Source organism: Hyphomicrobiales bacterium (assembly GCA_016125495.1).
Classification (GTDB): domain Bacteria; phylum Pseudomonadota; class Alphaproteobacteria; order Rhizobiales; family RI-29; genus RI-29.
The window spans coordinates 233,613-253,738 of record WGLQ01000002.1 but is presented as its reverse complement, the minus strand read 5'-3'; the positions used below and the strand labels follow the sequence as shown (position 1 = coordinate 253,738).

Sequence of the window (20,126 nt, the reverse complement as noted above, 5' to 3'; positions counted from 1 at the left end):
CCTCCGTCTTGCTCGGGAAGGCGGCGCGCCGCCCTGCTACCGCCGCGGCTCGGGCAATGGCACGCCCGCCGCCGCGAACGCTTGCGTCTGGCGCGCGGCGACCATGTCGGGATCGAAGTCGCTGATCGTCTCGTTGAAGAGGCGATAATAGTTGAGCCGTGCGTTGAGGTGGAGGAACACACCGCCGAGCCCGATCGCCGCGCGGTCCATGAAGACGAACTCGCGCGGCACCTTGACCGGTCCCTTTTCCTTCAGACCCTTGTGAACGGTGTAGGCCTCCTTCCGGCCGTAGGAACCGGGCGAAACGCCTTCCGCGATCAGCCGCTCGCGGTCGTCGAGAAGGGGCCCATAGATGAAACGGGCCCAGACGTTGAGGATGTCGATCAGCTCGTTCGAGAGGCCCTTGAACCCCCAGCTCTCGTAGGCATGCACGATCCGCGCGCGATCGTCTGTCTCGAGCCCGCGATAAAGGTCGACGACACCCTCGACGAAGCGCGGAGCGAACGTGCGGATGCAGCCATAATCGAGCAGGTTCATGCCTGCTGCTTTTCCATCCCCGTCATCGAAGATCGAGTAGTTGCCAAGGTGCGGATCGCCGTGGATGACGCCGTGGTGGCTGAAGGGATACCACCAGGCGCGGAACATCGCGCGAGCGATCTGGTTTCGCTCCTCCTCGGCCCGTTCGCGATAGTCCATCAGCCGGCGGCCGTCCAGCCAGGTCATGGTCAGCAGCCGCCGTGTCGAGAGTTCGCCGACGACCTCCGGCACCCGGATCATCGGATCGCCCGAAAAGATCGCGGCATAGAGCCGCATGTGCGCGGCCTCGCGGACATAGTCCAGCTCCTCGCGCAGCCGGGCCGCGATCTCCTCCAGGATTTCGCTGGTATCGAGTGCGGTATCCATCCGCCGGTGGATCGCGAAGATGACGCCGAGTTGCGTGAGGTCCGCTTCGACCGCGGATTCCATATCCGGATATTGCAGTTTGCAGGCGAGCCTTCGCCCGTCGGAAAGGCTCGCGCGATGCACCTGGCCGAGCGAGGCCGAGTTCGCCGCCTCCTGCTCGAAGGTCGCGAACCGCTCGCGCCAGCCAGGTCCGAGTTCCGCCGCCATCCGCCGCCGAACGAAGGCCCAGCCCATGGCCGGCGCATGGCTCTGCAGTTGTGAAAGCTCGGCCGCGTAGTTCTCGGGCAGCGCCTCGGGTATGGTCGAAAGCAGCTGCGCGACCTTCATGAGGGGTCCTTTGAGTCCCCCGAGGGCGGCCGCAAGGGCCGCCGCATTGCGCTCGTCGCCCGCCCCGACGTTGAAGAGGCGCTGCGTCGCAATGCGAGCCGCCACGCCACCGACGTTCGTGCCGACCCGCGCATACCGACCCAGCCGACGCGAGAACCGGTTCTGTTCGCGATCCTTCTCGCGATCACTGAAGTCGTTCATGCGCCCGCCCATCCTTTGTTGCTCTCTTACGTAGGCACGGGCGCTGCGGGATCAATCGGCCACACCGCTCAGGCACCGGCGGGCCGCGTCAGGACGCGCGCGATCGCCGCCCGCCAGCCGGCGATCCGTCGCTCGCGCTCGCGCTCCTCCATGGAGGGCACGAAACGGCGCTCGGCCGCCCATCCGGACGCGAACGTCTCGGCGTCCGGATAGACTCCTGCCGCCATTCCGGCGAGCCAGGCGGCCCCGAGCGCGGTCGACTCCCTGTTCGCCGGCCGCTCGACGCAGAGCGCGAGAGTGTCGGCCAGCCGCTGCATGGTCCACTGCGAGGCCGTCATGCCCCCGTCGACCCGCAAGATCAGCTCGACATCACCGGCACCCGCGGTGCCCCGCCAGTCCGCACGCATCGCCTCGATCAGGTCGTTCGTCTGGAAGCACACGCTTTCGAGCGTTGCCCGCGCGATCTCGGCCCGTCCGGTGCCGCGCGTCAAACCGAGCAGTGCGCCGCGCGCCTCGGCGTCCCACCAGGGCGCCCCGAGCCCGGCAAAGGCCGGCACCAGATAGACCTCGGCCGCCGGATCGCCGGCTGCCGCGAGCCCGTCCATCTCGCTCGCCTCGGCGATGATCCCGAGCCCATCGCGCAGCCACTGGACCGCCGCGCCCGCAACGAAGATCGCCCCCTCGAGGGCGTAGGTGCGCCGCCCGTCGAGTTGCAGAGCCACCGTCGTCAGCAGCCGGTTCTGCGAGGCAACCGCGTCCTCGCCCGTCGCCAGCAGCGCGAAACAGCCGGTTCCGTAGGTCGCCTTCAACATGCCCGGGCGAAAGCACGCCTGCCCGGCCGCCGCCGCCTGCTGATCGCCTGCCATGCCCTGGATCGAAATCGTCCCGTCGAAGAGCCCGGTCTCGGTCGCCCCGAAGTCGCCGGCGCTGTCGCGAACCTCCGGGAGCATGGCGCGCGGCACCCCGAAGAGCGCGAGGAGCTCATCGCACCATGTGCCCCGTTGGATGTCGTAGAGCATTGTGCGACTGGCGTTGGTCGCGTCCGTCGCGTGCACCCGTCCGCCCGTCAGCCGGGAGAGCAGGAAGCTGTCGACCGTCCCGAAAGCGAGCCGTCCGGCCTCCGCCGCGCTCCGCGCCCCTTCGACGTTGTCGAGCAGGAAGGCGAGCTTTGTTGCGGAGAAATAAGGATCGGCGAGGAGGCCGGTGCGCGCCGAGATCATCGCCTCCGCGCCGTCGGCCCTGAGGCGCTGGCAGACATCGCTCGTGCGCCGGTCCTGCCAGACGATGGCGTTGTGGATGACGCGGCCGGTATCGCGCTCCCATACCAGCGTCGTCTCGCGCTGGTTGGTGATGCCGATGGCAGCGACGTCGCCGCTCGCGGCACCGGCCTCGGCCAAAGCGGCGCGCGCGGTTGCGAGCGTCGAGCGCCAGATCGCTTCGGGATCGTGCTCGACCCAGCCCGGCCGTGGATAGATCTGCGGCAATTCCTCCTGCGCGCCCGCGACCACCGTCATCCGGTCGTCGAACAGCAGCGCCCGCGATGACGTCGTCCCCTGGTCGATGGCGAGCACGAAGTCCGTCATTTGCCGTCCTCCCCGACGAGGCCGCCGCCACGACCCACCATCCTCCCGACGACGTCGGCAACGAAGTCCGCGAGCCTCCGGCGCTGGTCAACGTTCATGTGCAGCCCGAGCTTGCTGCGCCGCCAGAGGATATCGTCTCCGGTTCTCGCCCACTCGTTCGCGATCAGATAGCGCACCTCGCGCTCGCAAAGCCCGGCACCGAATTCTTCCCCGAGGTCGCTCTCGCGCTCGACACCCTCGAGGACCGCGCGCGCCAGGGTGCCATAGCTGCGCGCCAGACGGGCGAGAACCTCCGTCGCCATGAAGGGAAAGCGCGTCTCGAGCTCCCAGACGAGGCTGGCCATGGCATCCGCCCGGAATTCCCCTCCCGGCAACCGGCTGTCGCCGGTCCAGGACCGCCCCCGCGCGTTCCCGGCCGCCGCGATCCGCGCCATCACGGCCTCGGCCAGCCGCCGGTACGTGGTGAGCTTGCCGCCAAAGACGTTGACGAGCAGAGCCTTGCCGCCGCCGCCCTCGGTCTCGATCACGTAGTCCCGCGTCGCCTCCTGGGCGCTCGAAGCCCCGTCGTCGTAGAGCGGGCGGACGGCCGAAAAACTCCAGACGACGTCGGCGGGTCCGATCTCGCGGAAGAAATACGCATTGACACTCCGACAGAGGTATTCGGTCTCGGCGGACGATATCTCCGCCTCTCCGGGTCGCCCGGCGAAATCGCGGTCCGTCGTCCCGATCAGGGTGAACCGTCCCTCGTAGGGGATCGCAAAGACGATCCGGCCGTCCTCGTTCTGCAGGATGAAGGCGTGCTCCCCATGAAAGAGGGCGGGCACCACGATATGGCTTCCTTGCACCAGGCGTACGTTGCGCACGTCCTCGCGCCCCACGACATGGCCGATGACCTCGTCGACCCAAGGTCCGGCAGCGTTGACGAGCACGCCAGCCGAAACCTCGGACCGCCGCCCGTTGAAACGGTCCTCGAGCGTCAGGCTCCAGCCAGCCCCCTGGCGCCGCGCCGAGACGACGCGCGTGCGCACCTTGACGTCGCCCCCCCGGTCGGCCGCGTCGCGCGCGTTGAGCACGACGAGACGGGCATCGTCCACCCAGCAGTCGGAATAGGCAAAGCCGCGCCGGAACCGCCCAGCCTTGAGCGCCGCTCCGGCCGGATCCCTCGAAAGATCGAGCGTTTCCGTCCCCGCCAGCGCCCGCCGGCCGCCGATGTTGTCGTAGAGGAAAAGTCCGAGCCGAAGCAGCCACGCCGGCCGCATTCCGTGGCGGTGCGGCAGCACGAAGCGCATGGGCGCAACGATGTGCGGCGCCATGTTCCAGAGCCGTTCGCGCTCCTGGAGCGATTCCCTGACGAGCCGGAACTCCCGGTGTTCCAGATAGCGCAGCCCCCCGTGGATGAGCTTGGTCGAGCCCGACGACGTGCCGCCCGCCAGGTCGTCCTGCTCGCAGAGCAGCACGCGATAGCCGCGCCCGGCCGCGTCGCGCGCGATGCCCGCCCCGTTGATGCCGCCACCGATGATCGCGATGTCGTACATCGACCGCCCGCGCACGTCCGCTACGCGCTCATCGCCTCGAGTTCATCGACCATGGCCTCGATGACCCCGAGCCCCTTGGCCCAGAACGCCGGATCGCGGGCATCGAGGCCGAACGGGGCGAGCAGTTCGGAGTGATGTTTCGTTCCCCCCGCCGCCAGCATCTCGAAGTATTTTTCCGCAAACCCTTCGCTGGAGCGTTCGTAGACCGCATAGAGCGAATTGACGAGGCAGTCTCCGAACGCATAGGCGTAGACGTAGAACGGCGAGTGGATGAAATGCGGGATGTAGCACCAGAAATTCTCGTAGCCCTCGTTGAGACGGATCGCCGGTCCGAGACTTTCCCTCTGCACGCCGAGCCAGATTTCGCCGAGTTTTTCCGCCGTCAATTCCCCTTCGCGCCGCGCCGTGTGCGCCTCGCGCTCGAAGGTGTAGAAGGCGATCTGGCGGACCACCGTGTTTATCATGTCCTCGGTCTTCTGGGCGAGCATCGCCTTGCGCTCGACCGGGTCTCTTGCCTCCGCGAGAAGCCGCCGGAAGGTCAGCATTTCCCCGAAGACGCTGGCGGTCTCGGCGAGGGTCAGCGGCGTCGGTGCCATGAGCGCCCCCTGCCGGGCGGCCAGGACTTGATGGACGCCGTGGCCGAGTTCGTGCGCGAGGGTCATAACGTCGCGCGGTTTTCCGAGGTAGTTCAGCATGATGTAGGGATGCACGCTCGGCACCGTCGGGTGCGAGAAGGCGCCCGGGCGCTTGCCCGGCGTGACCGGCGCATCGATCCAACCGTGCAGGAAGAAGGGCTCCGCCAGTTCGGCGAGACGCGGTGAAAAAGTACCGTAAGCCTCGATCACCGTGCGGCGCGCCTCGCTCCAGGGGATCGTCCGCTCCGGCTGGTTCGGCAACGGAGCATTGCGGTCCCAGAAGTTGAGCTTTTCCATCCCGAGCCAACCGGCCTTGAGGCCGTAGTAGCGGTGCGATATGCGCGGGTAGGCCTGCCGCACCGCGGCAACGAGTGCCGCGACCACCTCGTCCTCGACCCGGTTGGAAAGGTTGCGTGCCGAGGCGACATCGGTGAACCCGCGCCAGCGGTCCGAGATTTCCTTGTCCTTGGCGAGCGTGTTCGTGACGAGCGCAAAGAGGCGCACGTTGCGTTGGAACGCGTGCGCGAGCGCCCGGCCCGCCGCCGCGCGTCGCTCGGGCGAGGGATCGCTGAGGAGGTTGAGCGTCGCCTCGAGCCCGAGTTCCTCGCCCTCGACGGCAAAGCGCATCTCCGCGAACGTCTCGTCGAACAATCTGTTCCAGGCACCGGCCCCGCTCACCGATTTCTCGTGGAACAGCTGCTCGATCCGGTCCTCGAGCTGATAGGGTTTTTCGAGCCGGATGTCCTTCAGCCAGGGCGCGTAGTGCGCGAGGCTGCCCTTGCCCATCGCCTCGTCGAGGACGGCATCGTCGACCCGGTTGAGTTCGAGTTCGAAAAAGAGGAGGTCCGTGCTGATCCGGGTCAAACGCTCCTGGATGTCGCCGAAGAACTTGGCGCGCATCGCATCCGTGCTGTCCTGGGCATAGCGCAGGAACGCGAAGGACGCGATGCGCCCGAACAGGTCCTGGAGCCCCTCGTAACGCGCGATCGCTTCGGCGAGGCGCTCGCCGTCCCGCGCGAGTTCACCGAGCCGTCCCTGACAGCCATCACGCAGGGCCACCGCCTCGCGTTCGGCCCGCGCCAGCGCCTCGCCGATCTCGGGACCGTCCGGGCTCGGATAGAGATCCTCGAGCCGCCAGACCGGCATCTCGCCGAGTTCGACCGCCGATGTCGCGTTCTTGGTCATGCCCTGCCTCTTTCGCATCTTCATTCGGCCGCCGCCGCCGTGCCGACGCGTGCCTGCTGGCGCGCAAGATAGGCCGGTCGCAGCGAATTGCCCACCCGCAACGTCTCCTGCGGCGATACCTTCGGACGAGCCTTGCGGACCCGTCCCGTCGCATGTCGATTTCGCGCGCGGCGAAACGGCTTGTTTACCGCTCTCGCGCACGATGCCCGCTCAGTTCAGTCCAGTCCGAGTGGTGCGGCGGCCGATGTCAGGCCCGTTGCCCGTGTCGAGTATGAAAGTCGTGTCAGCGTCATGGCAAAGCGTGTTCTCGTCGTCGATGATGATCCGGTCCAGCGTCGCCTCACCGAAGAGGTGATCCGCCGTACGGGCCACGAGGTCCGATCCCTGGCCGGCGGCCAGCAGGCTTGCGAACTCCTCGAGAAGGGCGCCTCCTGCGGTGTCGACATCGTGCTGCTCGACCTCGTCATGCCCGGCATCGATGGCATGGCCGTTCTCGAGCACCTGCGCAACGTTCCAGGCCATCCACCCGTCATCGTGCAGACCGCCAACGGCTCCATCGACGCCGCCATTGCCGCGATGCGCGCGGGCGCGGTCGACTTCGTCGTCAAGCCGGTCAGCCCCGAGCGTCTCGAGGTGTCGCTGAAGAACGCCCTGAAGATCGAAGCGCTCGCCGGGGAAATCACCCGCATCAAGCGCAAGGTCGATGGCACGCTGACGTTCGGCGACCTCATCATGCAGGACGACAGCATGGCCCGCGTCGTCGACCTCGGCCGCCGTGCCGCGCGCTCCAACATCCCGGTCCTCATCGAGGGGGAATCGGGCGTCGGCAAGGAATTGATCGCCCGCGCGATCCAGGGCGAGAGCGAACGCTCCGGCCGACCGTTCGTCACCGTCAACTGCGGTGCCATACCGGAAAACCTCGTCGAGAGTATCCTCTTCGGCCACGAGAAGGGCTCCTTCACCGGCGCGACCGACAAGCGTCAGGGCAAGTTCCAAGAAGCCCACGGCGGCACGCTCTTCCTCGACGAGGTCGGCGAACTCCCGCTCGATGCCCAGGTCAAGCTGCTGCGCGCGCTCCAGGAGGGCGAGGTCGACCCGGTCGGCTCCAAGAAGCCGGTCAAGGTCGATTTCCGGCTGATCTCGGCGACCAACCGCGACATGATCCAGCGCGTCAAGGAAGGCAAGTTCCGCGAGGATCTCTACTATCGCCTCAACGTCTTTCCGGTCTGGGTGCCGCCGCTGCGTGAGCGTCTCACCGACGTGCCCGACCTCGCCATGCATTTCGTCACGCGCTTTGCCGCCGAGGAGGGCAAACGCATCGACGGCATCGACGCCGAGGCGCTCGAACTGCTCCAGTGCTACTCCTGGCCCGGCAACGTGCGCCAACTCGAGAACGTCGTCTTTCGCGCGGTCGTATTGGCCGATACGCCGGTCCTCGGCGTCAGCGAGTTCCCGCAGATCGCGGCCCACGTCGAGGGCTTCTCGAAGGCCGTCCCCGCCGCGCCCGCCTTCATCGATCGCCGCCCGGTGATCGATGGTCCAGTCGTCCTCGGAATCGAGGACATCATGCCCGAGACGCTACAGCTCTATGGCGACGAGGGTCAGGAGGCGATCGGCATTCCGGCCGTCAACGCCACCGGCGAACTGCGCTCGCTCGAGCAGATGGAGGCCGACATGATCCGCCTCGCGCTCGGGCGCTATCGCGGCCACATGACCGAAGTCGCCAAGCGCCTCGGCATCGGCCGCTCGACGCTCTACAGGAAGATGCGCGAATTCGGCCTCGAACCGCGCTTCAACTGACGTCGAATCGTTGCTTTCGCAGTCACCGGCTTCCTCCTCTGCTGCCGGTGATCGCCGCGGGGAGGCCGTCTTCGGCCTCCCCGTTCCCGTTTCGAGCCCTGGCTCGCCCGCGCCGTCGCACGGCCTTGTCGCCGTCGTGTGCACATTCGGTCACAATTCCAGCAAAACACCCTCTCTCTGTCGTGGGGCATGGCTCGGCTGTCTGGTCGCACGCCCGACCATCGGCTAGTCTCGCGGCTCGCTCGGAGGTGGAACATGCGGTCATCGGGACGTCTTCTCGCCACGCTTGCGGCTCTCGCAATGTCGTCGTCGGTCGCCTTGGCGATCGAGCCACGGGACGCCGCGCCACCGCCGACCGCCAGCCAGCAGATCGCCCTCGACGTGGTGCGCTCTCTCGCCGCCGACAATGTCGGCGACGCCAGATCGAGGCTGGCCATCGAGAATGCCTATCGAGCGCGCGCCAACGAGCCGCTCTGGGTGGATGCGAGCGGTCTCAACGAGCGTGGCCGGGCGGTGGTGCGCGAGATTGCCGCGGCCGGTGATTGGGGGCTGGATGCCGCCAAATTCGATCTCGAGCTGCCGGACGTGGCCGGCGACGTTGACGCCACCGCCAGCGCCGTGCGCACGATCGAGCGCAAGGTGACGCTCGCGGTGCTGAGCTATGCCCTCCATGCCAAGGGCGGCCGCGTCGATCCTGCCGTTCTCGGCAAGAATTGGGATCAGACCCTGGATCGCCCCGAGCCGGTCGCACTGCTGACCGGCATGGCGGCCGCCGACGATCCGGCCGCGTTCCTGCGTGACCTGCATCCCAAGCACGCCCAGTTCGAGGCTTTGCGTAAGGCGTATCTCGAGCTGCTGCGTGGTGGATCGGCGGATGCCGAGCCCGTCAACTTGCCGGACGGCCCGACCTTGCGGTCCGGCGAACGCCACCCGCATGTCGCTATCCTGCGCAAACGCCTCGGCGTCCCGGCGCCGGCCTCGCAAGCCACGAACGACCCCGCACCCGGTGATGCCGAACCGAACGGTGCCGTCGAAACGCCTGCCGATTCGGGCGCACGGCTCGAGCCGACCAGCACCGAGGTCCAGGTCACTTCCGCGCCCACGGGAGCGGCCAGCGAGCCCGCACCGGTCGCTCGCAATGACGAACTCTTCGACGACGCGGTCGAGCAGGCCGTTCTCAAGTTCCAGCGCTCGCGCGGCCTCACCGCCGATGGCGTCGTTGGTCCGGGAACCCGCAAGGCCCTCAACTCGAATGGCGGCAACCGCCTCGAGCGCCTCCTTGTCAACATGGAGCGTTGGCGCTGGATGCCGGCGGATCTCGGCACGACCTACGTCCACGCCAACGTGCCGGAGTACCGCGTGCGCGTCATGCGCGACGGCGCCGCGGCATTCGACGAGCGCATGGTCGTCGGCAAGGTTCAGAACCAGACGCCGATCTTTTCCGATGCCATGGAGCGCATCGAGTTCCACCCCTACTGGAACGTTCCGAACTCCATCAAGGTCAAGGAGCTGCTTCCCGGCCTGAGGACGTCGTCGAACGCGACGCAGCGCCACAACCTGCGCATCAAATACAATGGCCAGTATGTCGACCCCGGCAATATCGACTGGGACAACGTCGACGTGCGCAAGTTCCACTTCTATCAGCCGCCGGGCGACGGCAACGTGCTCGGGTTCGTGAAGTTCATGTTCCCGAACAAGCACGACGTCTACATGCACGACACCCCGTCCAAGAGCCTCTTCGAGCAAACGGTGCGCACCTACAGCCACGGCTGCATGCGCATCCGCAACCCGCGTCAATTCGCAGAGACGCTCCTCGGCATCGACAAGGGGTGGGCCGCATCGCGCATCGGCGGCATCATCAGCGCCGGACAGCACAACGTCGTCCCGCTCGATGCGCACATCCCCGTGCACGTCACCTACTTCACCGCGCGGGTGAACGACGATGGCGAGCTGGTGTTCTTCGGCGATCCCTACGGCCACGACCGCCGTCACTCGCTCGCCTTGAGCGGCAAGCCATTGCCGGCGCTCGCCTCGAGCAGCGATACAGCGGAGCCGGCACCGCGCCCGCAGGTGGCGAGCAACACCGCCCGCCCCGACTGGGTCCGCGAGGCCTTCACCAGCCAGCGCTGAGCCGAGCCATTGCGCGTCTCGCTCGACCGGGTCGCGCCAGCGCCCCTGCGGGACCGCTCTTGCCGTTACGTCGCAAGCGCGGATCGCGCGTGCTCACTTGCGCCGTATGTCGATGAACCGCACGCGCTTGCTAACCGCTTCTTAACCTTACCGGCGCACTGATGGGGGCGATTGCCAAGGAATGGTCACACCGGAGCCGCCATTTGCGCCCAGCGAATCGGCTAGCTCGGTAGGATCGGTCGCGGGCAAGACAACGGGGTGGAGCCACCGCTGCGTCCGCCCCGGAGAACTGTAGTGCGTTCAGCAGCGGAAGCGATCCATCCCATGGCGTTTTCCATTCGTTCGATGATGACGTTGGTGGCGATCGGCTCCCTGAGCCTCCTGATCGCCGCCCAGGACATCGTTGCCGACCCGAATGGCGAACGGATCCTCACCGTCTACAACATCCACAGCAAGGATACCGTCTCGGTCATCTACAAGCGCAATGGCCGCTACGTACCGGAGTCCCTCGAGAAGCTGAACTGGGTGATGCGCGACTGGCGGCGCAACGAGCCGACCAAGATGGATCCGGAGCTTCTCGACATCATCTGGGAAGTGCACACCGAACTCGGCTCGCGCGAGCCAATCCACCTCATCTCCGGCTACCGCTCCCCCAGCACCAACGAGATGCTGCGCCGCACCCAGGGTGGCCAGGCGCGCAACAGCCAGCACACCCGCGGCAAGGCCGCCGACGTCCACTTCCCCGACGTCCCTGCCAAGCGCCTGCGCTACGCCGCTCTCGTGCGTGAACGGGGCGGCGTCGGCTACTATCCGACCTCGGCCGTCCCCTTCGTGCACATCGACACCGGAAACGTCCGCCACTGGCCGCGCCTGCCGCGCCAGGAGCTGGCCCTCCTCTTTCCGGACGGCAAGACCCGCCATCGCCCGTCGAGCGGCGGCCCGGTGACACGGGCCGACTACGAGCGCGCCCGCACGGCCAACCCCGAATTGGCGCGGTTCGTCACCGCCTATCACGAATTGCGTGGCAAGCCGTCGGACGGCGCCGGGATCATGGTCGCGAGCGCCAGTGGCCGCCGTATCGACGGCACCGGCCAGGGTTCGCCCTCCATCGCGGCCCCGGCTCCCGTGCTCGCCTCGTTCGCCCCCGTCGAGGCCGAACGACGGGTGGCGGCCGTCTCGACGACGGCCCCTGCCGCAGGACCACTCGTCGCGCCGGTCCCGGCAAGTACGACGCGCATCGCCTCCGTCTCGCCGCGCATCGAGGCTCCCGCCCCGAGCCTTGCCAGCCTCGGGCGCGAGACACGAACCGGAGCTTCCACACCCAGCCCCTGGAGCGCCGAGATCACGGCTGAGCCAACATCGAACGGCTCCGCGACGGCCTCCGCGCCGGTCGCCACTGGCGACGCCATCGCAGGCCTCATCGAGACCAACCCCGCCCCGACGACGGAGCGCCCGGCGGCGGCCCGCGGGTTTGCCGGCAACGCATGGCAGACCAGCTTCGAGGTGCCAGCACCTCGTCTCGTCGCCGCGCTCGACGCCTTTTCGAATGATGGCAGCGCGGTTGGTGAGACGGGAACGAGCCTGCCCGGCACGCTGACGCTGGCCGAAGCCTATCTCGAGTTGACCGGCTGGGCTGGTGCACCCGAATACGATCCCGAGCACCCCGGCGAGTTGCACTACCGCCCGTTCCCGATCGGTCCGCTGTTGACCGAAAACCCCACGATCGACGACGCCGCCCTGGCCGCTCTCGTACATCCCGACCAGAATGGCGCACGCGACATGATCGACCTCGACGAGGACGGCATGCCGCTGCGCTTCCGGCCAGGTATCCAGTTCGCCGAGATGATGTGGTCGGACATGTTCACGGGCGGCTCCAGCGCGAATGTGCTGGCCGCCGGGTTCGAGAACGCGTCGAGCGGGCGTCGCGTACGGACCGCGACCCGCAACTGAGGCGGCCACCGTCCGGCCCGCCACCATTTCCCGGAAGGTCTGAGCGATCGAACCGCTCACCCCACAGCGCCCGGTCGCGCGCACGAACTGGTCGTGACCAGCCGGGCGACCAGGCGTCCCGCTCGAACGTGATCGCGGAACTATTCCGCGGCCACGGAGAAGCCGTCCTCGGAGCCATCGCTGTCGATACCGAACGCCTCGGCATCCATTCCGAGCGCGTGCAGATAGGTCGCGAGCAGCAGCTCGTTCTCCTTGCGCACGTGCGCCTCCTGCTTGCGAAGGCGGATCACCTGGCGCATCACCTTGACATCGAAACCGATCGCCTTGGCCTCGGCGAAGACGTCCTTGATGTCTGAAGCGAGTGCCGCCTTCTCCTCCTCGAGGCGCTCGATGCGCTCGATGAAGGCGCGCAGTTGCTTCTGGGTCGAGGCTTGCAGCTCGCTCATGAAGGATCCTCTCGGTTTCTCGTGGTGCCAGTGCGCTAAGGCGCGGGCATGCACGGCCCGCCCGCACCACACACCGGTGCATGCGTTACCCTAGGCGCGCGTCGGCGCTCCCGTCAGCATGCCGCCGCCTGCTGTCCAGAGGATTTTCTTTTCAGGGGAAGTCCGGGCGCGCGACGTCCGCGCCCCTTGCAGCCCGATTCGGATTCAATGCGAATGCCCACGGGCCGCGAGCTTTGCCTTCTGCTCGGGCGTCGCTTCCTTCTGGTGGCGTGCCTTGTATTCCTCGTAAGGCATGCCGTAGACCGCCGAGCGCACCGCCTCCTTCTCGACCGCGACGCCGCGCGAGACAGCCTCCTCGTGCATCCAGTTGGAAAGGCAGTTGCGACAGAAGCCGGCGAGCCCCATGAGGTCGATGTTCTGGACGTCCGGGTGCGCCCGCAGATGCGCCGCGAGCCGCCGGAACGCGGCCGCCTCGAGTTCGGTCCGCGTGCGCTCGTCGAGTTCCTCGAATGCCGGCATAAGAACCTCCATTGCAGCGCGCCGCCCGGCGAGGGGGCACGCATGTCGACTGGGAGCCGGTGGCGGACACGGTCGCGCCCGCCCGGCCCCCGCTCGCTGGCGAACCTAAGCGAGGACCCCACCGCCACGCAATGGAAACGGCTCGGGCCGATCACCCGCACCGGGCAGGGCTCGCAAAAACTTCCCCTCTCACCACGCGCCTCCGACGCCGTTCAATCACGGGTGCGCTTCAGCGCGGCGCGCACACCTTCGGGACCGCCCAGCGAAAACAAGGTACGGTTCTCGGTCAATATCTCGGCATAATAGGGAACATTGGTCAGTCGCTCCTCGACACTCTCGTGCACCCGCATCGCCTGATACCCGATCTGATGGAAATAGGTCACGCGCGCGCGGATCAAGGCTTCCTGGCCGACGAATCCGAGAGCGAGAAAGACGCTGCGCAATTGCTCGATCCTGAATGTGTCGATCTCGCGCAGCAGCTTCGCGGTGGCAGGCGAGGCATGGCCCCAATCGCGGACCGCGTTGTCATAATCGGGATCGTACTGACCATCCAGCATGAGCACCCGGACATACGCGAGATACTGCCGCCAACCGTCCGAGCCGGCTGCCTCGATCGCTTCGGTGAACGGTTCGGTGTTGGTGCTTGCCCAGTCCTTGCGCAGATCGTCGTGCAGTTCGCGCAGGTTCTTGTATTGCCAATAGAAGGCCCCCGTCGTGACCCCGAGCGACTGCGCCAGCGGTCGCAGCCGCACATGGTTGATGCCCTGATCGATCAGTATCCGCCGCGCGGCAGAGACCCAGTCGGCCCTGGTCAACTGTTTGTTATTTCTTGAAGAATCAGAGTTCACGCTCATCCCGCCGGGCCTTCGTCCATCAACCTTGTTGACTCGTCGTCGGAACATAGCATAGCGTATGCCGAGCACGTAACAGTCGTTATGTTGAATTTGCCTCCGCCTGGACAGCGACGATACCCTCTCGGAGGCGGAACGGAGAACGCCATGATCGACCGTTGATTTCCGTTGACACTGCACGCGCCTCCGCGAGTTGACATCTCTACGATCCGAAACATGGATCGTCGATACCACTCGGAGATGTATTTCGACCGGCTCGTGCCATTCCAAATCGATTGCGCGACCAAGCCAGCCGACTGGACCGTCGAGCCGAGGCCGCTACCCGTCGATTGTGGCGCATTCGCTGCCCGACCGTCGGGTCCCAACATTGGTCGCGTCTTGTGGCCTAGGCAAGGTGGGACTTCGCCGAGGACACCCGAACACTCGACTGATCGCATCCATACCGAGGGAGGAACAACATGCTGAACGGACTTCGAAGCGCTGCCATGGGCCTGGCCTTGTCCACGACGATGGCCCTGTCGGCCAATGCAGCCGACGTGACCTTGAAGTTCGCCGGAACGCTGCCGACGGAGCATTTCGGCCACGCCATCCTCGAGAACATGGCAAAGGAAATCGGCGCCGCAGGTGTCGGTATCACCGTGAAATACTTCCCCGCCAGCCAGCTCGGCAGCGGCGAGGAACTCTTCGAGGACGCCAAGCTCGGCAACGTCGACCTCGTCCATGCCACGGTCTACGCCCAGGCGGACACCCGTCTGGAGATCGCGAGCCTGCCGTTCCTCGTCACCACGATCGATGAGCTCCGGTCCGTGTATGGCGATCCCGCCTCCAAGTACAACACCATCATTCGCGAGATTCTCGGCGATCATGGCATCCAGTATCTCTCCAATATCGGAGAGGGTCTGATCGGCGTGGTTGCCTCCAAAGCGCCCTCGAACGCGGCGGCGTTCGCCGACCAGGGGATGAATATCCGCGTCTGGAGTTCCGAGGTCACGAAAGCGACCATGGAAAAGCTCGGCTATCGCACGACGACCATGAGCTGGGCGGAAGTGTTTCCGGCGGTCCAGGCCGGCACCATCGACGGCGCGATCTGCTGCACCGCGGAGTGGGCCTATACGACCTTCGCGGTCAGCGGTGTCGGGAACACATACGTTCCCTACAACGCGTTCGTCGAATCCACCCAGATCTACATGAACCAAGCCAAGTGGGCGAGCCTCAACGCGGAGCAGCAGGCGGTCATCCAGGCAGCGGCCGCAAAGGCAGCCAATGCGATCATCGACCAGGCCTGGGAGCGCACCGAGGGCTTCATCGCGAAGCTCAAGGAGAAGGGCTGGAATATCGTCGATCTGACGCAGGAGCAGCGTGACGCGATCAAGGCCAAGATCGTCGCCGAGGTCTGGCCGACCGTCGGCAAGATCGTCGGTCAGGAACTCGTCGACCGTCTCAATGCGAACTGAATAGGCTCCCTGCGGCGGGTCCGGAGCGACCCGCCGCTCGATCGTCAGGACACGGCAGGAGGTCCGGCCAGCGATGCGCGAACTAGCTGACAGGTTGCCGCCGGGCCTTGGGCGCCTGGTTCGCACGCTGGTCGCCATCAAATTGGTTTTCAGCGCCATCGCGCTGCTCATCCTGCCGGTCACGTTCTTTTGCGTCGTTATCTTTCGTTATGTTCTGGAAAGGGACCTGTTCGCCTACGAGGAGTGGCTTCTGCCAGTGTCGTTCTGGCTCTATTTCATGGGCAGTGCCGTCGGCAGCTACCAGAACAAGCAGATCCGGGCGGATATTCTCGAATCCTATTTCAGCTCGGCACGGGCGGAGTGGATCCGCCGCGTTGTGCTGTCCGTCATCGAGACGTTGATCGCCTGCGTCGTCGTCTATTGGGCATATCTCATGATCGCCCGTGAGATTGGTATGTATCCCAATTGGCAGAAGACGATCGCACTCAAGATTCCATTCTTCGTTTCGCGCCTCGGGATATTTCTCGGCTTCGTCTTCATGACATTCTACGGGCTGCTCCACCTCTACGTGCTGTTGCGCTTCGGCGTCGAGGTGGTCGAGGACGAGCGCGCACTCGAGAACGGTGGGGCGACCTGATGCTGCTGGGCCTCTCCATTCTCTTGATCGTCATCCTCCTGGTCATGGGTGTCTCGGTGCCGATGGCCTTTGGTGGCGTGCTGCTGTTGATCGCAACGCTCGGCGATCACAACGTCGCCGGCTTCATGGCCACTGGTCACTGGAAAATGAACACGGTGATCGTTCTGGTCATTCCGCTGTTCATCATCGCGGGCGATCTGATGCAGCGCGGTAAGATCGCGGCACCGATCGTCGCCATCGCCGAGCTGATCACCGGCGGCATCAAAGGGGGGCTCAGCGCCGCAAGCGTGATCGCCAGTGCGATGTTCGGCGCCATTTCCGGCAGCGGCGCGGCCACACTGACCTGCATCGGGTCGATCATGATGCCGCACCTCGAGCGCAAGGGCTATCCGAGGGGCTTTTCGGCGGCCCTTCTCGTCAGCGCCAGCCCGCTCGGCCTTCTCATTCCGCCGAGTGGCGTTCAGCTCGTCTACGCCTGGATTACACAGCAGTCCGTTCTCAAATGCTTCCTGTCGGCCATGGCAGCGGGCCTGGTCCTGACGTGCTTTCTGGTCCTGGTCAATTTCTTGATGTTGCGGAATGTCAAGGGCATCGAGCTCGTCCGCTTCGAGGGCAACCCGGTCGCGAAACTCGGCAGGGCGACATTCAAGGCGATTCCGGCTCTGATGATGCCCGTCATCATTCTCGGCGGCATCTACGGGGGCATCATGACCCCGACCGAAGCCGCCGGGGTTGCGGCCATCTACGCCATTCCGGTCGGATTTCTCATCTACCGTGGGCTCACCTGGCAGACGTTCTGGCAATCCCTGAAGGATTCGAGTGTGACCGTCGGCGTCGTCATGGTCATGATATTCATGGTCCTGATCGTCAGCAAATTCTTGATTTTCGAGAACATTCCGACCATCGCGCAGGAGTTCATCTACTCGATCTCCGACAACCCGATCGTCGTGATCTTGATGATCAACCTCGTGATGATCCTGATCGGCATGCTTATGGACGACTTCAGCGGCTTGGTCTTGAGCGCCTCCCTGCTGACGCCGATCGCCGAGAGCGCCGGGATCGACCCGGTTCACTTCGCGGCCATTCTCGGCGTGAACCTGGGGATGGGGAACATCACGCCCCCGACCGCGCCGCTGCTGTACCTCGGCACCCACGTGACGGGAGTTTCGGTCCAGGCGATGATGAAGCCGACCATCATCTTCATCGTGTTCGCGTGGTTGCCGACACTCATGCTGGTGACCTTCATCCCCGAAATCTCGCTTTTCTTTCCCGAATTGTTCTTCGGAAAATGAGCGCCGGACGGTGCGGGCCGTGGCATCGGCCGGGCATTCGGGCAGTCGGACAGACGACCGCCGGCGCGCTTCCTACCCGGTGACCGAGACCGGCCGGTAAGGCGCCCCGGCGGGTGCATGACTGGCGACGTGGCGCAAATCCGCCATGACATCGTCACGCGCGAAGATCCGCTCCATGGCACTTGCCACCCAATCCACCCAGCGCCGTTGGCCCTCTGGCGTTCGGATGAGGTCCTGGCGGATTTCGATCAGCGCATGGGGCAAGCCACGCAAGGTCCCGTGCGAATACATGCAGTCACCCACGAGGCCACCGATGTAGGGCACGTTCTCATCGACGATCAGGGTTGGATCGCGGCCCAGCTCCTCGAGCAGCGGCTTGGGCAGGCGCGGATCCGTGTCCCAGAGCACGGTGATGTGCCAGGGCCGTGGTGTCTCCTTCCACTTCTCGGTGAAGCTGTGCACCGAGAGCAGCATCGGCACCACGCCAGCCGCCGCCACCTGCTCGATCGTGCGCTCGATCGCCTCGTGATAGGGCCGGTAGAAGCCGTTGATACGCCGCTCGCGCTCGCCAGCGTCGAGCGACCGGTTCCCTGGAATGATCGCACCGTCCGAAAGCTGCATGATCAGCGTCGGGTCGTCGTGCCCTCGGTTCGGATCGATGAACAGCCGCGAGAACCGCGAGAGCACGGCCGGCGCCCGGAGCCGCTGGCTGAGCCCTTCCGTCACGGCTTCGGCCCCGATGTCGTAGGCGATGTGGCGGTTGAGCTGCTCGGCCGGCAGACCGAGCGTGCCATAACCATCTGGGAATCGGTTGGTCGCGTGATCGCAAACCAGGATCAAGCCCACGTCGCAGCGCCCCGCGAGCACCCGATAGGCTTCGTGGTGCTGGCCGGGGACATCGCTGCGCGCGGCGAGGGGGTGCGTCATGCGGCCTTCATATAGCCCCCGGCGAGCGGCCTTTCCAGCCGCTTCTGCCACGCTGGAGGATGGCGCCAGTGCTCGATTTCCACGGTTTTCGTCGAAGCCTCAACCGCGCCATGTTCCTTGCCGAACGTCGCGTGGTTAGGCTCGTTCGCGGAACTGGTCGGGATTCGGTCGCATCCTGCCGAGCGCCGTTCAATTCGATCGGCGTCGCGCGGCGATAGTGCCTTCGGCTGGTTCTGGGGTGTGCGTGCACGATATCAGGGACAGGTAGCGCCAATGCACACATCGCCAATTGTGAGTTCGCCAGTTTCGAGACCGCCGGCGGGCGCGCCATCATCGTTGGGGTTCGGCCAGCGATGGACCGCTCTGCGCCCGCTTGCCGCAACCCTCGTCGGCCTCGCCGCGCTCGCGGCCTCGCCCGGCGCCGCGCTCGCCGACCTCAAGCTCTGCAACATGACGGCGAGCCGTGTCGGCGTCTCAATCGGCTACCGCGACGCGGGCGGCTGGGTTGCCGAAGGCTGGTGGAACGTGATGTCGCACTCCTGCGAGACGATACTCGTCGGCGCCCTCAAGTCGCGGTTCTATTATGTCCATGCCGTCGACTACGACCAGGGCGGGGAATGGTCCGGCACTGCCTTCATGTGCACCGCCAAGGAGGCTTTCACCATCCGAGGCGTCGAAGGTTGCGATCGGCGGGGCTACGCGCGCACCGGCTTCTTCGAGATCGACACGCGCGAGGAGCCGGACTGGACCATCCGCCTCACCGATCCCGACAGCGGCTCGCAATCGGGCACCGACCAGGTCTCGACCCAGTAAGGCCCGCAACGACTTGGCCACACTCTGAGAAGCCGGCGCACGACCTCAAGGGCCCGCCGAGACCGCTGTGCGACTCAGATTCCCTGGCCCTCGACCTCGCGCTCCAGCTCGTCCACCGCCTTGCGGGCGGACTCGAGGAAGGGATGGATTTCCAGAGCCTTGCGGTAGGCCTTCAGCGCGGAGGCGTTGTCACCGAGTTCCCGAAGGATGGTCGCGAGCCCGCTGATCGCCTGGAAATGCCGCTGGTCGACCCGCAACGTGCGCTGGAGATCCTGCAGCGCGCGCGCATAATCGCCCTCGGAAAAGAAGACGAAGGCCCGGCGGTTCCAGCCCTCGGCATACTCCGGTTCCAGCTCCGTCACACTGGCCAGTACGCGCAGCGCCAGCCCGACATCGCCGGATTGCTGGAGCTGTGCGGCCCGCTCCATCAGCAGATCGATCGTATCGCTGCCCGAGCGTAGCCACACCCCTTCGATCGCCTTCTCGAGAACCGCGGCGCTTTCGGCTTCGCCAGCTGCGGCCAGCCGCTTGTAGAGTTCCTCGAGCAGCTCGGCCCGGTCCGGAATCTGCTGAGCGAGAGCGGCGCCTGCGGTGGGCGGCGCCTCCGCAGCCTCCCCGGTCCCCGCACCCGGGCCCGGTTCGCCAACGCCCGGCTCGTCGCCGGCCGGCGGACTGTCACCGCCCGCCTCGGGTGCCGCCTCGAGCGGAGCCTGGCTCGCGAGCGGGACCACCGAAGCCCCGACCGAAGGGATTGGCCAAGCCGATGCCACGCCGATCGATGCGACGGCGAGGATCAGGAGGATGCGCGAAAGCATGGGTTGCAGGGGACACTCCAACTGGCCCGGTCGTGAGGCGTGCGGAGCGATCGCGGCGAAGTGGCATTGAGGACGGATATCGTGCATCCGCCAAGGTTAGCCGAACGCGCACGCAGCGCAATG

Annotated in this window: 16 protein-coding genes; 7 read left to right on the top strand and 9 right to left on the bottom strand. The window is 66.0% G+C overall.

Features of this window, described 5'->3' with window-relative positions:
- Window positions 1-36: 36 nt before the first annotated feature.
- The 4 genes from GC150_01670 to GC150_01655 form a co-directional block, all read right to left on the bottom strand.
- Window positions 37-1,431: an AarF/ABC1/UbiB kinase family protein gene (locus tag GC150_01670; GenBank protein MBI1383608.1), complete on the bottom strand. Its 1,395-nt coding sequence runs from the start codon at window positions 1,429-1,431 to the stop codon at window positions 37-39.
- 68 nt (window positions 1,432-1,499) lie between these two features.
- Complete coding sequence (gene glpK / locus GC150_01665; GenBank protein MBI1383607.1) at window positions 1,500-3,014, bottom strand: glycerol kinase GlpK; 1,515 nt, start codon at window positions 3,012-3,014, stop codon at window positions 1,500-1,502.
- Complete coding sequence (locus GC150_01660; protein ID MBI1383606.1) at window positions 3,011-4,564, bottom strand: glycerol-3-phosphate dehydrogenase; 1,554 nt, start codon at window positions 4,562-4,564, stop codon at window positions 3,011-3,013. Before GC150_01660 ends, glpK begins: the two co-directional genes overlap by 4 nt.
- Window positions 4,565-4,569: 5 nt before the next feature.
- Window positions 4,570-6,330, bottom strand: a complete 1,761-nt coding sequence (locus GC150_01655) for a M3 family oligoendopeptidase (GenBank protein MBI1383605.1) — start codon at window positions 6,328-6,330, stop codon at window positions 4,570-4,572.
- Between the two features lie 330 nt (window positions 6,331-6,660).
- Between GC150_01655 and GC150_01650 the strand changes: the two genes are divergently transcribed.
- From GC150_01650 to GC150_01640, 3 genes are all read left to right on the top strand, one after another.
- Entirely contained in the window at window positions 6,661-8,169 is a 1,509-nt protein-coding gene (locus GC150_01650; GenBank protein MBI1383604.1) for a response regulator, read from the top strand.
- A 189-nt stretch (window positions 8,170-8,358) separates the two neighbouring features.
- Window positions 8,359-10,299: a L,D-transpeptidase family protein gene (locus GC150_01645; protein ID MBI1383603.1), complete on the top strand. Its 1,941-nt coding sequence runs from the start codon at window positions 8,359-8,361 to the stop codon at window positions 10,297-10,299.
- Window positions 10,300-10,593: 294 nt separating this feature from the next.
- Entirely contained in the window at window positions 10,594-12,249 is a 1,656-nt protein-coding gene (locus GC150_01640; GenBank protein MBI1383602.1) for a DUF882 domain-containing protein, read from the top strand.
- Between the two features lie 140 nt (window positions 12,250-12,389).
- On the opposite strand, the gene GC150_01635 is transcribed toward GC150_01640, so the two are convergent.
- The 3 genes from GC150_01635 to GC150_01625 form a co-directional block, all read right to left on the bottom strand.
- Entirely contained in the window at window positions 12,390-12,695 is a 306-nt protein-coding gene (locus GC150_01635; protein ID MBI1383601.1) for a DUF2312 domain-containing protein, read from the bottom strand.
- Window positions 12,696-12,899: 204 nt separating this feature from the next.
- Window positions 12,900-13,214, bottom strand: a complete 315-nt coding sequence (locus tag GC150_01630) for a DUF1244 domain-containing protein (protein MBI1383600.1) — start codon at window positions 13,212-13,214, stop codon at window positions 12,900-12,902.
- Window positions 13,215-13,426: 212 nt separating this feature from the next.
- On the bottom strand, window positions 13,427-14,137 hold the full coding sequence (locus GC150_01625) for a TetR family transcriptional regulator (GenBank protein ID MBI1383599.1): 711 nt from the start codon (window positions 14,135-14,137) through the stop codon (window positions 13,427-13,429).
- Between the two features lie 386 nt (window positions 14,138-14,523).
- Between GC150_01625 and GC150_01620 the strand changes: the two genes are divergently transcribed.
- The 3 genes from GC150_01620 to GC150_01610 all read left to right on the top strand — a co-directional run bounded on the left by GC150_01620 (window position 14,524) and on the right by GC150_01610 (window position 17,448).
- Complete coding sequence (locus GC150_01620; protein ID MBI1383598.1) at window positions 14,524-15,519, top strand: transporter; 996 nt, start codon at window positions 14,524-14,526, stop codon at window positions 15,517-15,519.
- Between the two features lie 73 nt (window positions 15,520-15,592).
- On the top strand, window positions 15,593-16,156 hold the full coding sequence (locus tag GC150_01615; GenBank protein MBI1383597.1) for a TRAP transporter small permease subunit: 564 nt from the start codon (window positions 15,593-15,595) through the stop codon (window positions 16,154-16,156).
- On the top strand, window positions 16,153-17,448 hold the full coding sequence (locus GC150_01610) for a TRAP transporter large permease subunit (GenBank protein ID MBI1383596.1): 1,296 nt from the start codon (window positions 16,153-16,155) through the stop codon (window positions 17,446-17,448). The genes GC150_01615 and GC150_01610 overlap by 4 nt, the downstream gene beginning before the upstream one ends.
- Before the next feature lie 72 nt (window positions 17,449-17,520).
- Here GC150_01610 and GC150_01605 read toward each other — a convergent pair whose 3' ends face one another.
- Window positions 17,521-18,375 (bottom strand): N-formylglutamate amidohydrolase, encoded by an 855-nt coding sequence (locus GC150_01605; GenBank protein MBI1383595.1) that lies wholly within the window; start codon window positions 18,373-18,375, stop codon window positions 17,521-17,523.
- 273 nt (window positions 18,376-18,648) lie between these two features.
- On the opposite strand from GC150_01605, the gene GC150_01600 reads away from it, so the two are divergent.
- Entirely contained in the window at window positions 18,649-19,188 is a 540-nt protein-coding gene (locus GC150_01600) for a DUF1036 domain-containing protein (GenBank protein MBI1383594.1), read from the top strand.
- A gap of 74 nt (window positions 19,189-19,262) precedes the next feature.
- On the opposite strand, the gene GC150_01595 is transcribed toward GC150_01600, so the two are convergent.
- Window positions 19,263-20,090 carry a tetratricopeptide repeat protein gene (locus tag GC150_01595; protein MBI1383593.1) on the bottom strand — a complete coding sequence of 276 codons (828 nt, stop codon included), beginning with the start codon at window positions 20,088-20,090 and terminating at the stop codon, window positions 19,263-19,265.
- Window positions 20,091-20,126 lie beyond the last annotated feature (36 nt).